At 58.8% G+C, this 15,309-nt stretch carries 14 protein-coding genes; 8 read left to right on the forward strand and 6 right to left on the reverse strand.

All coding sequences use genetic code 11. The annotated features are described in order from the left end of the window. A partial coding sequence (locus tag DBY66_RS09775) for a DUF1176 domain-containing protein (RefSeq protein ID WP_146745176.1) occupies positions 1-835 on the forward strand: 835 nt, incomplete at its 5' end. A 640-nt stretch (positions 836-1,475) separates the two neighbouring features. Here the strand turns inward: DBY66_RS09775 and DBY66_RS09780 are convergent. Further along, positions 1,476-2,156, reverse strand: coding sequence for a YecA family protein (locus DBY66_RS09780; RefSeq protein ID WP_108569972.1), 681 nt, complete (start codon positions 2,154-2,156; stop codon positions 1,476-1,478). Positions 2,157-2,382: 226 nt separating this feature from the next. Between DBY66_RS09780 and DBY66_RS09785 the strand changes: the two genes are divergently transcribed. Beyond that, positions 2,383-2,880 (forward strand): RcnB family protein, encoded by a 498-nt coding sequence (locus DBY66_RS09785; RefSeq protein WP_104085567.1) that lies wholly within the window; start codon positions 2,383-2,385, stop codon positions 2,878-2,880. Positions 2,881-2,932: 52 nt separating this feature from the next. Next, positions 2,933-3,646 carry a GNAT family protein gene (locus tag DBY66_RS09790; protein WP_108569973.1) on the forward strand — a complete coding sequence of 238 codons (714 nt, stop codon included), beginning with the start codon at positions 2,933-2,935 and terminating at the stop codon, positions 3,644-3,646. A gap of 8 nt (positions 3,647-3,654) precedes the next feature. Here the strand turns inward: DBY66_RS09790 and opgB are convergent, their stop codons facing one another. Both opgB and DBY66_RS09800 read right to left on the reverse strand, forming a co-directional pair. Next, complete coding sequence (gene opgB, locus DBY66_RS09795; protein WP_108569974.1) at positions 3,655-5,949, reverse strand: phosphatidylglycerol--membrane-oligosaccharide glycerophosphotransferase; 2,295 nt, start codon at positions 5,947-5,949, stop codon at positions 3,655-3,657. Positions 5,950-6,134: 185 nt separating this feature from the next. Next, positions 6,135-6,524, reverse strand: a complete 390-nt coding sequence (locus DBY66_RS09800) for a tautomerase family protein (RefSeq protein ID WP_071669111.1) — start codon at positions 6,522-6,524, stop codon at positions 6,135-6,137. 128 nt (positions 6,525-6,652) lie between these two features. Between DBY66_RS09800 and DBY66_RS09805 the strand changes: the two genes are divergently transcribed. Next, the gene (locus DBY66_RS09805) at positions 6,653-7,564 is read left to right on the forward strand and encodes a LysR family transcriptional regulator (RefSeq protein ID WP_108569975.1); all 912 of its coding nucleotides are present in this window, start codon (positions 6,653-6,655) and stop codon (positions 7,562-7,564) included. Here the strand turns inward: DBY66_RS09805 and DBY66_RS09810 are convergent. Further along, on the reverse strand, positions 7,538-8,557 hold the full coding sequence (locus DBY66_RS09810) for a capsular polysaccharide synthesis protein (RefSeq protein ID WP_104085562.1): 1,020 nt from the start codon (positions 8,555-8,557) through the stop codon (positions 7,538-7,540). The two genes, DBY66_RS09805 and DBY66_RS09810, sit on opposite strands and share 27 nt — an antisense overlap. 415 nt (positions 8,558-8,972) lie before the next feature. On the opposite strand from DBY66_RS09810, the gene DBY66_RS09815 reads away from it, so the two are divergent. The 4 genes from DBY66_RS09815 to DBY66_RS09830 all read left to right on the forward strand — a co-directional run bounded on the left by DBY66_RS09815 (position 8,973) and on the right by DBY66_RS09830 (position 13,918). Beyond that, positions 8,973-9,923 carry a hypothetical protein gene (locus DBY66_RS09815; RefSeq protein WP_094110699.1) on the forward strand — a complete coding sequence of 317 codons (951 nt, stop codon included), beginning with the start codon at positions 8,973-8,975 and terminating at the stop codon, positions 9,921-9,923. 505 nt (positions 9,924-10,428) lie between these two features. Then, positions 10,429-11,817 (forward strand): MFS transporter, encoded by a 1,389-nt coding sequence (locus DBY66_RS09820; protein ID WP_094110700.1) that lies wholly within the window; start codon positions 10,429-10,431, stop codon positions 11,815-11,817. A 76-nt stretch (positions 11,818-11,893) separates the two neighbouring features. Then, a complete protein-coding gene (locus DBY66_RS09825) occupies positions 11,894-12,907 on the forward strand; it encodes a LacI family DNA-binding transcriptional regulator (RefSeq protein WP_108570010.1) in 1,014 nt (337 codons plus the stop codon). Between the two features lie 21 nt (positions 12,908-12,928). After that, complete coding sequence (locus DBY66_RS09830; protein ID WP_071669107.1) at positions 12,929-13,918, forward strand: nucleoside hydrolase; 990 nt, start codon at positions 12,929-12,931, stop codon at positions 13,916-13,918. Positions 13,919-13,953: 35 nt separating this feature from the next. On the opposite strand, the gene DBY66_RS09835 is transcribed toward DBY66_RS09830, so the two are convergent. Both DBY66_RS09835 and fhuF read right to left on the reverse strand, forming a co-directional pair. After that, positions 13,954-14,418, reverse strand: a complete 465-nt coding sequence (locus DBY66_RS09835; protein WP_071669106.1) for a YbaK/EbsC family protein — start codon at positions 14,416-14,418, stop codon at positions 13,954-13,956. A 91-nt stretch (positions 14,419-14,509) separates the two neighbouring features. Further along, complete coding sequence (fhuF, locus tag DBY66_RS09840; protein ID WP_108569976.1) at positions 14,510-15,304, reverse strand: siderophore-iron reductase FhuF; 795 nt, start codon at positions 15,302-15,304, stop codon at positions 14,510-14,512. Positions 15,305-15,309: the final 5 nt, after the last annotated feature.

Raw genomic sequence — 15,309 nt, forward strand, 5'->3', positions numbered from 1 at the left:
CCGGGTAGTGCTGGCGGATACCGGCGATGATGACTCAAAGCAGGTTGATACGCTGACGCTCTGGATTGACGATCGCTCGCTGGGTGAACTGGCAAAGGCTGATAACGATGAGTGGACGCTGACCGATGCGCAGACCCGGTCGATTATCACTGCCATTAAAGGCAGCGGCAGCGTGGAGTTCCGTGGCGGTGTCGAGCCGTTTGATCTCTCTGCAAACGGCGCTTTTGCCGTGCTGCTGAAAATGGATGAGGCGCAGGGGCGCATCGGCACGCCGGGTGCGCTGGTGCGTAAAGGCAGCAAGCCGGAAAGCAGCGTGCCGCCCGCCGTACCCATGCCGGTGATTATCCAGGCCAGAACCGTTGAGGCAAAGCCGCGTCCGCTGACGCCGCAGGAGCTGGCGCGGATCAAGCCGGCGCTTATCGCTACGCTGACGGATGATGACAGCTGCGATAATCTCGCACCGGCGGACGATCAGCCGGAAGAAGGCGCAGAGCCGCCGACGCTGACCGCTGTGGATGCGGACCACGTGCTGATCGCCGCCCTCTGCTGGCGCGGTGCCTATAACGAAGGATATGGCTACTGGCTGATGGATAGCGCGCTGCAGGGTTCACCACAGCTGATCACTGACTCAGGTTCCGATTATCACGCCGGGGCAATTAGCGAAGCGCAGAAAGGCCGCGGTATTGGCGACTGCTGGAGTACCGCCGCATGGGTCTGGGATGGCCGCAGTTTTGTACAGAGTAGTGACGCTACCACCGGCATGTGCCGCGCCATCCGCGCCGGCGGCGCCTGGCAGCTGCCGGTGCTGGTCAGCGACGTCAGACCCGCTCTCTGATTGCAGAGCACATGGCGCCCCTGTGGGTATTATTGTAGGGGTCGCATTTATGCGGCCCGGGGGCATGTGCCGGATGTGGCCAGGGCGCCATCAATGGCGCCCCTGTGGATATTGCTGTAGGGGTCGCATTTATGCGGCCCGGGGTCAGGTGTGCGATGTGGCCAGGGCGCCATGAATGGCGCCCCTACGGATACCAATGTAGGGGCCGCATTTATGCGGCCCGGGGGCATGTGCGCGGTGTGGCCAGAACGCCATGAATGGCGCCCCTGTGGTGGCATTTATATGGGTCAGGTGCGCGGTGTGGCCAGGGCGCCATGAATGGCGCCCCTACGGATACCAATGTAGGGGTCGCATTTATGCGACCCGAGATAAGATGGAGCGCGATATCCGTAGGGGCCGCATTAATGCGGCCCGGGGTGGATTGGGCGCGGTGTGGCCAGGGCGCCATAAATGGCGCCCCTGTGGTGGCATTTGTATGGGGCTGATGCGCGATGTGGTCAGGGCGCCATAAATGGCGCCCTTGTGGATATTGTTGTAGGGGTCGCATTTATGCGACCCGGGATAAGATGGAGCGCGATACCCGTAGGGGCCGCATTAATGCGGTCCGGGGTGGGTTAGGCGCGATACCCCCCAACGCAGGTTATTTATTCAGGCAGCACTGCTTATATTTTTTGCCGCTGCCGCACGGGCAGGGATCGTTGCGTCCGGTTTTGTCACCGGCAAAGAACGGCAGCTGTGGCTCGGGATCGGGCTGGGCCATGCGCTCGGCCTGCCAGTATTCGTGCAGTTCCAGCGCCGCCGGGCGGATCGCCTCCATGCTCGCTTCGAACGCGTCCGGATCGAGCGCCTCGCGCGCTTCACGCTGCTCTTCGCTGCCGTGCAGGGCAATCGCCTGTAGCTGCGGCTGCAGCGGTTCAGGCAGCTGTGACCAGTCGGCGTCCAGCGCGACGCCGCGCATATAGCCGTAACACCAGTCTTCGACCACGGTAAACTCCTGGCCCTCCATCTCCTGCAGGCCAAACAGCGGGTCAAACTGCTCCGGAAACTCGGCCAGACGTTCCGCAATATCATTGAGGTGCTGAAAGGTCAGGGTCATAAAGCGATCCATCTCGCGCTCATTAGCCCATTTAGGGATATGCTTCTGGCCGCCCCACATCGCCACCAGCCACTCGCTGGGTTCAATATCATTCGGGCCGGAGAGCAGGGCGGTCAGCATCCCATCCAGCTCGGCCGTATCCACCACGGAATGCGCATTGCCATACTTCTCCAGCATGTCATCCAGCCAGTTCAGCTCTTTTTCCGTTAACGGCCCCTGATTCATCGCTTCTCTCCTGCACGTAATATTCTGTACGGGCCAGGCCCGCATCTCATGGCGCGATTATAGCGGCATTATCACGATTATTTGCAATTTTAGCGCGCCTGAATCGGGCCAGGCTGAGGTATGCTGTGGCATGACGCGACGAGCGCCGCACGGCAGCGGGAACCATTGGCCCGGTGCGCTTGTCAGTAAATGGACATCAGACTATTAATCAGAGTGGGAATCACCAATGCGCAGGACACACGTAACCCTTTTATCTGCCGGCCTGTTTCTGGGCGCGCTCAGCCTGACGCCAGCTGCACTGGCAGCGGATGAGCAGACCGATAGCGTGCCGATGCCGCCTCAGGTAGAGCAGCCGGATGTGCAGGCCCCTGATGCCGCGCCGGTGCCAGACGCCGATGCGCCAGCCGCTCAGGCACCTGCTGCATCAGGCGATGACGCGCCGGTTCGCCCGTCTAACAACGGCACCGGCGAGCAGCCTTCCGCCGCCAACAACTACAATCTGCACACCATTATCATCGACTACAAAGAGCACAAGGTCGGCGATGTGGTACCGGAAGAGTATCGCAAAAAAGAGTACACCATCACTGACTGGCAGGCGCGTCATCTGCCCGCTCCGCAGGCTGGTGCACACTGGGCTTACATCAACGCCAACTATATTCAGATCACCGATGACAGCGGCAAAATCGTGATGGGCAAATCGGGCGACATCTTCTTTAAAGGATAACGCCAGCAGGCGGGCCACCGGGTCCGCCTGTTTTATTTCAGAGGCAGAAAAGATGGCCCCGACCGTTAATGAGTTTGGCCAGCCGACGGGTAGTGCGTTGCCTGACTGGCAGCCGCGTCCGCGTCCGGAGCGCGTCACGCTTCAGGGGCGTTACTGCCGCCTTGAGCCGCTGGATGCGTCACGCCACGCGTCCGATCTCAGCGCCGCGCATGCGCACGCCGCGGACGATAGCAGCTGGACCTGGCTGCCCGTGGAGCGTCCGGCATCGCAGCGTGAGTGGCTGACGTTCGCCGCCGCCTGCCAGCACAATCCCGATTACCTGCATTTTGCCGTAATCGACATGCAGCGCGGGCAGGCGGTGGGTACGCTCGCGCTGATGCGTATCGAGCCGCAGCACGGCGTAATGGAAGTGGGATATGTGGTGTTTTCACCGCTGCTGCAGCGTACCCGCATGGCCACCGAGGCGCACTTTCTGCTGATGGCGTATGCGTTTGACCAGCTCGGCTATCGCCGCTACGAATGGAAATGCGACAGCTGCAATCAGCCGTCGCGCCAGGCGGCGCTGCGGCTCGGCTTTCAGCCCGAAGGCGTGTTCCGTCAGGCGATGGTGTATAAAGGCCGCAGCCGCGATACCTGCTGGTTCTCTGTTATCGATGGCGACTGGCCGGTATTAAAGCTCGCCTTTGAGCGCTGGCTGGCGCCGGATAATTTCAGCGCCGATGGTGCGCAGCGGGAGCGGCTGGAGACGCTGCGCCCGCGCGACTGAGCCCGCTCTCAGGGGCGTGGCACGATGCGGATCTCCGCCATGCCAATGCCGAGCTTGCGCGGCGCCTGACCCACAATATTGTCCTGATTCGACAGCTGCGGCGCCGGTGGCACAATCACCAGATTATGGCTGCCGTCGCGATTGCTGAAGTGCAGCGTGGTGGTGGAGAAGCTATCGTCCAGCCGCAGAACCTGCTCCTCGCTGCCTACGCGTACCGGAATCGGCTGCTGCGCATTGGCACCAAACGCGCGCGCGGTGATCACCAGATCGAACCGCGACGGCAGCGGTTCGGCATACTCAATATTCACCTCCGGAGCCAGATTGGCATTGGACCAGCGCCCCCAGCTCTCCGGGCGCGAGATGCCGCTAAAGCGCCGGATGCTGTGCGGAGCGCCCGGCACGTTCAGCACAAAGCTGTCGGCATCGTAGCGAATGTCATTATCCTCAATGCGGATCTGCTGCTGGTTGAGCCGCCAGGTTTCCGGGCTGACGCGCAGCGGCGGAAAGTGCGTTTTGCCGTGCCAGAGCGGCAGATCGATACGCACCACGCTGGGCTGGCCACCCATCTGGCCCATCGCCAGGCAGAGATCGGTGGAGAGCGCCAGCTCCGGCTTCCAGAGTCGCGCCATTTTGAAGCAGCGGTCGGCCCAGACAAATTTGTCGTTCGCGGCAAAATCGGCCAGCTGATAGCGCAGCGGCGCGGCATACTCTCCCTCCGGCAGTGGTTCAACCTGCTTATTCCCCAGCCGGAACAGGATCGGCAGGCGGAACGTGGCGCCGGAGAAGGTAAAGGTATTCTTCTGCTGGTCGATGGTGAACTCTTTCATGCTGGCCGGAAAATTCCACAGCTGCACAATATCAGCTTTCCAGCTGCTGACCTTTTTCGCCATGTCGTCAAACTGCGTGGAGAGCGACGGCGTAGAGAGTGAACTGCGGCCAAGTCCCAGCGCCTTGTCACCGCCGAGGATCTCAAGCACCGTGGCGCCGTTATCCAGCGTGCTGCGTGGCGCATCGCGCACCTCCGCCTGCGGCCGATCGCCGCGAATGACCATAAAGAGATCGCGGCGCGGCAGCTTCGTCAGATAGGGGTGGGCGGTATTGTTCATCGCCAGATGATCGGAGCTGACGACGATGACGGTGTTTTTAAACCACGGCGAAGCTTTAATACGCTCAATCAGCCGCGCCACGTGCTCCTGTGAACAGGCGACGGCGCTGAATGACTGGTTCATTTTGCCCTCATACTGATAGCTTTTACGCTGGCAGCTGCGGGAGATAAAGCCATCAGGATGATGGGTATCCACCGTCAGGGTAAACAGGGCAAAGCGTTTGTTCTGCTGCGACAGTTCAGCATACTTCTCAAACACCTCGTCCAGCACGGTGTCGTCGTAAAAGCCCCAGTTGTTGCGGTAGTCGGGATCGGCCACGCGGCTTTTCAGCTCCTGCGCGCCATAGAGATTCGATGCGGCGAAGCCGTGCGAAAGCAGAAAAGTATCTTTGCCGGCAAAGCGCAGATCGGCGCCCTGAATAAACCAGTTCTCATAGCCGCTGTTTTTGAGAATATCGCCGAGGCAGAGACTCTGCGGATAGAAGCTGGAGAGCGCGGCTGAGGCGTTACCGTCAAAAGGCGCAAACAGCGGGATACCGCACTGTGAGGCGACCATGCCGGCAATGGTATAGTCGGTGCCGGGCAGCTGCGCGGTATTGCTGAAATCCAGGCTCTGCGCCTGCTCGCGGCTCAGCTCCGGCGCCAGGTCGGGAAAAGCCTGCTGATTTAAATAGGTGCGCTCCAGGCTCTCGCCGTAGATATAGACCAGGTTGAGCGCGGGCTGTTCAATACGGTTCTGCGGCGTGATGTACCAGGTGGCGAAATCGGAGTCGCCCGCGTGCGCGTGCGACGCAATCAGATCTTTAACCTGACGAAACGCCGGCGTGGTCTGCACCGAGCCGGCGGCGCAGGCGACCGCCAGCAGGCTCCAGCCGAGATGATGCGGACGTTTATGGCGGCGCAAAATCCATGAAAGAAAGCAGAACAGCAGAAACAGCACAATAATCAGCCCGATAGCGGGCACCACATATTTACTGACGCCGGCGCCGGTCAGGCTGTTGGTCAGCGTGTAGATCACCGCATCATTGATGCCGTCACCGGTAAAATAGTTGCTGGCGAACAGCGTTGCATTCAGCACAATAAACAGCGTCAGCAACAGCAGCATCAGGCTGAACCAGAACGTATTGCGTCCGGCTTTAGAGGCGTAAATGATGATGGCGGTCAGAAACAGCACGATTGAAAGCAATGCCAACGGCAAATCCTCACGATAGATGAATAGCGCAGCGCCAGCGGCCGCGCGCCCTCTCAGGGGTTTTGCGTCAATCTATATTGGCTGTCACCGGGCTGCAACTTGTCCGGCGGGATTTGTGCGGTACATTCGGAATCGTGCCGCCAGGCGGGATGATAAGCGCGGCGGCGGTAGCGTATCAGGCAGACTGTGGCTTATAACGCACCGGTAAGATACTGCGCTTCACCGTGCGCAAAGCTCCAGTCACCTTTGCTGTTGGTGATAAAACTTATCATCAGATCGTGGCCCTGCACGCCGCAGCTTTCACGCAGCTCGCGCGCCAGCTCTGCCATAAAACAGCTTTTTTGCGCCTCACTGCGCGGGCTGGTGTAAACCCGCACCATCACCAGATTATCCGTGCGCGAAAAGCCCAGCCCGGTATCCTGGAAAACCATCTGATAAGCTTTGTTTTCGTGAACAATCTGATAGCGGTCGCGCTCAGGCACGCCGAATGCAGTCAGGACGGCGCGATGGGCGGCATCCAGCAGTGTACGAACTTCAGCCTCAGAGCGGCCCTGAATCAGATCAAAAGTGAGTAGTGGCATCGGTAAACCCTCGCAGTAGTGGCGTTAAAGCCGCGTTATGTGAGGCTATGCTGCCCGCTGTACGCGCAAAGAAAAAGCGTCTGCGATAAAATGATTGTTCACTATTTTGAACAATGGCGGGTAAGTCGATGAAAACCGAAGCGCTCTGGACACATCTTTACTGGCTGACGGTACTGGCGGAGCAGGGCAGTTTTACCCGCGCCGCTGAGCGGCTGGATGTCAGTAAAGCGGCAGTGAGTCAGAAAATTAAAGAGCTGGAAGCGCTGACCGGGGTTGCTCTGGTTCAGCGCACCACGCGCAGCGTGCGGCTGACGTCAGCCGGTGAGCAGCTGGCTGGCGAGCTGCGTGAACCCTTTACCCGGATAGCGGAAAGCGTGTATCGCGTGCGTGATGAAGCGGGGCCGGTACGCGGACAGGTACGCATCAGCGCGCCGGTGGCGTTTGCCCGGCAGCAGCTGGTGCCGATTATCGGTGACTTTCTGCGGGAATATCCGCAGGTGCGCCTGCAGCTGGATGTGACCGACCGCCTGGTGTCACTCGGCGGGGAGGGGTTTGATCTCGCTATCCGCCACAGTCAGTCGCTGCCGGAAACGCACGTCGCGCTGCCTCTGTGCGCCACGCGCGCGCTGCTGGTGGCTTCCCCCGCATATCTGGCACAGCACGGCGTGCCGCAGACGCCGGACGCGCTGCTTCAGCATAACTGCCTGTGGTATCCGCGCGGTCCCGATGCGCCGCAGTGGCGCTTTCAGTCGCATCAGGGCGGCGAAACGCTGACGGTAAAAATTCAGGGAAATTTCGCCACCAATAACAGCGAGTCGATTCGGGACGCCGCGCTGCAGGGGGCAGGCATTGCCATGCTGCCCGATTTCAGCGCCCGCGCAGCGCTGGAAAGCGGCGCGCTGCAGCCGGTACTCTCATCGTGGCAGGCGGTCGACGCCTTTGCCGACCGCCTCTGGGTGGTGCGCCCTTACGCGGCACAGGTGCCGCGTGCGGTGACGACCTTTATTCACTGGCTACGCGCTCGCTTTGTTAACGGGTGAGGGCAGCGCCACGCTGAGCGGTGCGGCAGGCTGCATCATTGCGCCCAGCAGGCTGCTGCGGTTGTAGTTCCCCAGGCGCAGGTTAAAGTCGAGATGCAGCTGTGCGTGACCATCCAGCTTAATAACCGGCGGCGGCGTATGCGGGCGCTGATGAAACAGAATGGCATGCGTAAAGGCGTCGCTTTTCCAGTTGTTCAGGCGCTGATAGTAAAAGGCGCTGGCTTCGCATTTACGCAGAAAGAGATTAACGCGGCGGTATTCGCGCATGGCCGCCTGCTGCGCCAGCGCGCCCGGCTGCTGTGCCGGTTCAGCGATTCTCTGCGTCAGCAGCGAAAAGTCATCACGCTTGCGCATTTCGTTAAAGAAGCTCTGCTCACCCTGATGCTTGATGGGCGCATACTGCTTCTGCCATTCGCGAATAAAAGGATTATTTGGTGCAGCAGCAAGGAACCAGTTCTCAATAACAGGTGCGAGATAATTCAGCGTTGAGCGTTCGCAATAATAGCCGATCACATCCATCGGACGTTCCTGATGGGCGCTGTGTACCCAGCTCAGATCTTCAAACAGCAGCGCAGCGCAGTCGATAGCGATGCCGCCGTAGCGTAATAACAGCTCAAGCCTGATCACTTCGCTTTTCTGCTGCGCCGTTAATTGCGCTGAAGTAAATATAAAATCGGGCAGGACTTCTTTTACAGAATATTTATTTAACAGGTGAACGCTGTGGTCAGGATTATCGCGGCGTATTTTAGCAATATTCGCCTGTAACGATTTTGGTAAATATTCTGTATCCCAGTACAGCCATACTTTTTTCGGGATATCTGGCAACGTCTTCTCACCAGAAAGTAACACGATATTGTCCTCTTCGCTGGGATCATACTCCGGCGCGCAGAGCGCATTATGCTGTTTTTTCTGCAGTAATGACTGACCGGTAAACGCTATTCTTTTCCAGTTGTGCCAGAGCGCGCGCGCCGGCTGAAGACGTTTTTTTGACATGATGCACCTGATTATTGTGATTATGGGCAAGGAGTCCCTGATGCTGGCGCCTTAGGCGCTCTTATGTTTCCTTACGGGGGCTGTGTGTAAAAGTATTACAATGAGCTTAATAAAACATTCTTTGCGATTGCGCTAATCCTTTTTTTCTCTTTCAGATAAAGCGGAAAATGAAGCTGCCGTTAACAATAAAAATTTAACAAAATAACAGCGTGACGAATTTCACAGTTTATTTTTTTCCGCCAGGATTAATCCTAAGATCGTTCTCTGCGTGCAGCCTGAAGTGCGGGAATGTGAAAATTGTGGTGAGAAATGAACGTTTATCCCTGCTGGATTTTAGTCTGGTATCAGAGCGAAATTTACCTTCGTCATACAGCTTAGCTACGCTTTAGTCAGGCATTCTGTTTAAGGAGTCATTATGCAGTCATCTGCCCGCGGTCTGATAGCCGTTGATAAACAGGGGAATCGGGTGCTGTTTCTGCATCCGGAAAGCTTTGCCGTTGAGCAGGAGCTGAATGCGTTTCCGCCGCGCCCGCACGAGCTGCTGATGCTGCCCGCACTGGAAAAAGCCTATGTCCCGCTCTATGGCAGCGGCGTGCACGGCGCTAATCCTTATCCCGGGCATAAAGTCGCTGTTATCGATCTGCGTCAGCGCCGGATCAGCGGCTTTATCGACCTTACGCCACTGCAGTCGCCGCACAGCGGACAGCTGGGGCGTGACGGCAAAGTCTATCTCTGCTGTGAAAACAGCGCGGCGGTTGCGGTCATCGATCCGCACACCGATCGCGTAGAGAAAACCATACCGCTGCCTTCACATAACGCGCACCGGCTGACGCTCTCCCCCAGCGGACGCAAGCTGTTTACGGAAAATGAAGAGGACGCCAGCATCACAGTAATCGATTTATGTGAGGCAGAAGGCCGCGTCATTGATAACATTCTGCTGCCTGGTCCGATAGCCGGTATTGCTGCCTCGCCCAGACATCCTTATCTGGTCGCCAGCGCCGCCGACGCACCGCTGCTTTATGTGATCGATCGGCAGAGCCACCGGGTCCGGCAGCGCATTACGCTGGCCGGCCACCAGCAGCCCTGCCAGGTTGTGCGGTTCAGTGCCAGTGGCGAACGGCTGGTTGCGATTGGGCATGATGAATCACTGATTACGCTGTTTGACGATCTGCTAAATCCCTCAGGTACTCTGCGCGTAGGGTGCCGGCCAGGGGATGGCTGTTTCAGTGAGGATAACCGCACGCTGCTTATCGCGAATGAAGGCGATGGGTCGTTAAGCGTTATCGATCTGGCGCAACGAAAGGTGATAGCCACGCCGCAGGCGGGCACAGGCTGTGAGGCGTTAAGTTATTTTACGCTGAGCTGAGGCAGCCGCTGTCATTTCATTGTCATCTGCAGGTGGCATAAAGGCGGCGCGTCAGCAGGCACTGCGCAGCTATTGATAAATTACGGATACCCGTTGCTGCGTTTTAATACGGCTTTTGCTTAATTAAAACGCATGCAATTACCTGAATTCTCGTATTTTTTTGGTATTAATCAGGGAGGATAGTCAAAATAATCTAACTAATTTTCGTTTTGCCGCTTGATTTATCTACGCGCGTAGATAGACTGTCTCCCCAGTGATAACTCACGGTGCCAGACGCGGCTACGGCCCTGAAATGAACATGTTACATTTGCTGTGCTAATACGATCGGTGAATTAAACACCGGCGAAACGCAGCAGAGAGATGAATTCCAACACCAGGGAATTCCTTACTGATCTTTCAGGATTTGCCTGTCGAACGTCGTCACCGGGACGTTCTGCTTGCTTAAGCAAGGGAACAGACCCATGGAAGGGCGTTTACTGTTTTCACTTCACTAAGAGAAAGGGTTATGACGGAACATCATCCCACTGCACAGCACTCACCTCACCTCACCGCAGCTGATGAACGGCTGCAAACTCCCGCTGGCCGCAAAGATTTCTGGCGCGCAACCTTCTCCTGCTGGCTCGGTACGGCAATGGAGTATGCCGACTTTGCGCTGTATGGCCTGGCGGCAGGTATCATCTTTGGCGACATCTTTTTTCCGGAAGCGACACCCGCTATGGCGCTGCTCTCAAGCTTTGCCACCTGGTCAGTCGGCTTTATCGCCCGCCCGATAGGCGCGCTGCTGTTTGGCTGGATTGGCGATCGCAAAGGGCGCAAAGTCGTGATGATCAGTACGATTATCCTGATGGGCGCCTCAACCACGCTGATTGGCCTGATCCCGTCTTATGCAACAATCGGACTCTGGGCGCCTGCCTGTCTGGTACTGCTGCGTTTTACGCAGGGGCTGGGAGCGGGGGCGGAGCTCTCTGGCGGCACCGTTATGCTGGGCGAGTATGCCCCGGTTGAGCGACGCGGCCTGGTCTCTTCCGTGATCGCGCTGGGATCAAACAGCGGCACGCTGATTGCCTCTCTGGTCTGGCTGGCGGTGATCCAGATGGATAAAGAGAGTCTGCTGGCCTGGGGCTGGCGTATTCCTTTTCTGAGCAGCGTCCTGATCGCCGTAGTGGCGCTCTGGATCCGCCGCCATCTGCGCGAAACGCCGGTGTTTGAGCGTCAGCAGGCTGAACTGCAGGCGCAGCGCAGCGAGACGCTCTCCCGGGCGCATATTGAAACTGACAGCCGCAGCGTCTGGCAGCGAACCCGGGCGTTCTGGACCATGGTGGGTCTGCGCATCGGTGAAAATGGTCCCTCTTACCTGGCTCAGGGCTTTATCGTCGGCTATGTCGCAAAAGTGCTGATGCTGGATAAGTCGGTACCGACCACGGCGGTGTTTATCGCCTCGCTGCTGGGCTTCCTGATTATTCCGTTTGCGGGCTGGCTCTCCGATCGTTTTGGTCGCCGCATTACCTATCGTGGTTTCTGCCTGCTGCTGATGATCTATGCGTGGCCCGCCTTCAGCCTGATGGATAGCCGCGATCCGACAATTATTATTGCTGTCATCGTTACAGGAATGGCGCTCGCTTCGCTGGGGATATTTGGTGTACAGGCGGCCTGGGGCGTCGAGATGTTTGGCGTGAAGCATCGCTATACCAAAATGGCAGTGGCAAAAGAGCTGGGGTCGATTCTTTCTGGCGGCACTGCGCCGCTGGTGGCGGCAGCGCTGCTCTCATGGACCGGCCACTGGTGGCCAATCGCCGTTTACTTTAGCGCGATGGCCACTATCGGATTTCTGACGACGTTTGTCGCACCGGAAACGCGCGGTCGCGACCTTAATCTGCCGGAGGATGCCATCTGACGCGCAGCTGCAGGCAGTACCATTGACATAACGCTGGCCGGTGAATCCGGCCAGCGGCATTTATATTGAGGCTAATTTGGCAAAATCTCCCGGCGGAAATGTTACCCGTACCGATGTCGCCCGCGTCGCAGGCACCTCGGTAGCCGTGGTCAGCTATGTGATCAACAACGGGCCGCGCCCGGTGGCGGAAGCGACCCGTCAGCGGGTGCTGGCTGCCATTAAGCAGACGGGCTACCGGCCTAACGCCGTAGCGCGCGCGCTGGCCTCCGGCACCACCAAAACTTTTGGTCTGATTGTGCCGAACATTGCGAACCCGTTTGTTGCTTCCATGGCGCATGTCCTGCTGCAGGAGTCGCTTAACCACGGCCATATCATGCTGCTGGGTGATGCCGGTGACGATCGTCAGCGTGAGCTGGAGTTGATTCAGGGCATGCTTAACCGTCAGATTGACGGACTGTTTTATAACAGCGTCGATCGTCATCCCTATATTGATGTGGTGCAGGCGAGCGGAACACCGCTGCTGATGCTGGATCGCATTACTCCGCGGCCCGGCGTCAGCGTGCTGAGCATGAACGAGCGGCTGGCGGCCTGTGATGTCACCCGGCATCTGCTGAGTCACGGTTATCAGCAGGTGGGCATGATCAGCGGCCCGCCGGCGATGTTTAACGCTCAGGATCGTATTCAGGGCTGGCGTGATGCGATGCAGGAGCGGGGGCTGCCCGTGGATGAAAGCCTGATTTTCCCGGCGGATTACTCGCGGCAGGGCGGCTACGACGCGGCGCAGCGCATGATCGCCAGCGGTCGCGTACCGCGTGCGCTGTTTGCCAGTAACGAAGGCCAGGCCATTGGCTGTATTCGCGCGTTTGCCGAGCAGGGGATCCGCGTGCCGCAGGATGTGGCGCTGGTCTGTTTCAACGGTACCACGCAGGCCGCGTTTCATGTGCCTTCGCTGACCACGGTGCGACAGCCGCTGTCTGAGCTGGCGCAGCGCGCTATTGCTATGCTGAAAAACCAGCCGGAGGAGGGGGTGATGGCCGAGCTGCCGCACTACATCGAAACCGGCGAATCCTGTGGCTGCCTGCAGCCTTAAATACAATAACGATAAAACATTATGAAAAGAGTGATTATTGATTGCGATCCGGGGAATGGCATCGCAGGTGCAAATACCGATGACGGACTGGCGATTGCGCTGGCACTGGCATCACCCGCGCTGTCGCCGGAACTGATTACCACGGTCACCGGTAACACGCCCAGCGCGACGGGCGCGCGCGTGGCAAAAGATTTGCTGAAACGTCTCGGGCTGAATATTCCGGTGGTGCAGGGGGCGCTGCAGGCGCTGCGCGAAGATCCGCTGCCGTGGCGGGCGCGTCTGGATAATCTGGCCGACCCGGCGCTGGCCGCGCTGTGGCAGGGCGTGCGTCAGCCAGCGGTGATGGCGGCGGACGGCAATGACGCTGCCGGCGTGATGGGCCAGCTGATCTGCGATAACCCGGGAGAGTTTACCCTGGTCGCTATCGGGCCGCTGACGAATGTGGCGCAGGCGCTGCAGCGTTATCCGCAGATGGCTGAAGCGGTAGCGGAGATTGTGATCATGGGCGGCGTCTTTGCGCTTGATGACTACATCAAAGATACCAATTTTGGTCTCGATCCGGAGGCGGCACATCAGGTACTGCACAGCGGTGCTACCATCACCCTGGTGCCGATGGACGCCACCACGCAGACGCTGCTGACCCGCGACGATCTCGCACGCATCACGGCGCAACCGCATCCGCTGACGCAGTTTATCCGCGAGACGCTGGGCCCCTGGATCGACTACTCAATGCGGACCCGGCGGCTGCCAGGCTGCTGGATCCATGATGCGCTGGTGGTCGCCTGGCTGCTGAACCAGCGCGTGGCGGAAGGCGCCGATTATTACGTGGATATCGAGCTGCGTCCCGGTGCAACGCGCGGCAAGAGCTGGCGTTACCGTCCACCGCTGCGGCTCGATGTGGGGATCCCGCCGGAAACCGGGGCGCTGGTGCATGTCATCCAGCACGTTGATAATGCGCTGCTGCTGGATATGCTAGAACAGGCTTTTACCCGTTTGCCGACCCGGCTCTGAAACGTGACAGCGGCGGCGCGATAATATCCGCGCCCTCAAAGCGCTTCACAGACGTCGATCCAGGTGGCATGGGTCAGCTCCGCCATTCTCAGCGGTGAGATGCGTACCGCGCTGCGCACCGAGCCCGCGGCAGGCAGCACCTCATCAAAGCTGCGCAGAGAGATATCGCAGTACACGGTCAGCGGGTTTTCCAGGCCAAAAGGAGAGACGCCGCCGACCGGATGGCCGGTCCAGTTCACCACTTCATCGACGCTCAGCATGCGCGCTTTAGCGCCCAGGGCGGCTTTCAGTTTGCGGTTATCCAGACGCGCGTCGCCGCGGGTAACAATCAGCACCACCTGCTCTTTCACTTTCAGCGACAGCGTTTTGGCAATCTGCCCCGGTGAGACGCCGTGAACGCGTGCCGCCAGCGCCACGGTGGCCGTGCTTTCAGGCGTTTCAATAATTTCGATATCCGGCGCATGCTCAGCAAAGAACTGCTGTACCGACTCCAGGCTCATGTTGTTCTCCGGTAAAAACTGAACCTGAACGCTGCCACAAGGCGAAAAAAGTGTAAACGAGAGAAAAGGAGAATTTACGGCGCGCGCGTGCTTATTGCGCTTTCAGTGTACAGTTACCGCAGCGCTCGACGTCAGGAATACGATAGCGCTGACAGCAGCTGCGCCGCTCCATTGTCCCGTGGCGCATAATCATGGTGCGGTAAAGCGGGTTATCGCTGCCGTCCGGCAGCGACGGCGTGAAAAACAGCATCTCTTCCAGCTGGTCGATCAGCGCGGCGGGCAGCTGCGCGCGGAGTTCACCCAGAAACCAGTAGATCAGGTATCCCATGTTGTTCCAGATAAGGCGCGCATTGATGTCGCCGTGCTGCGTCATGCCTTCCACGGCGGGCTGCAGGCAGGTCTGGATCAGGCGCGCCATACGCTGCGGGGCAGAGAGAAATCGCGCGGGCTCATCCTCCTGTACATCCAGCCAGAAGGTGGCGGGATGGCCATTTTCGTGAAACTCAGCGCGGATATATTCAGGTGAGCAGTTGAGGGCACGCGGCTCATGCAGCAGCGCCATCATCAGCGTGGGCACCAGCAGGCCGAAGTACCACTGCGCCCAGAGTGACTGCAGCGGCTTCGCCTCCCGCGGCGTATCAGGATGGCTGCGATAAAGATAGTCACCGTAGCGCTGCGTCAGAGACTGAAAGTGCTCCGGTGCCGACCATTCAGCCAGCGTCAAAGCGCCTTCCGGTGCGGTTTCTCCCAGTCTGACATAAGCCTGACGGTCGCTGCACTGCTCATGGATCAGCTCCTGCAGCGCGCGTACCAGCGTGCGATCGCGCTGCATGAAGATCGGGGACTGCTCACTGAAGCGGTGCGCCTGACGCGTAATCGTAGCCATGCCAA

It is taken from the genome of Pantoea sp. RIT413 (genome assembly GCF_003057675.2).
Lineage (GTDB): Bacteria > Pseudomonadota > Gammaproteobacteria > Enterobacterales > Enterobacteriaceae > Pantoea > Pantoea eucrina.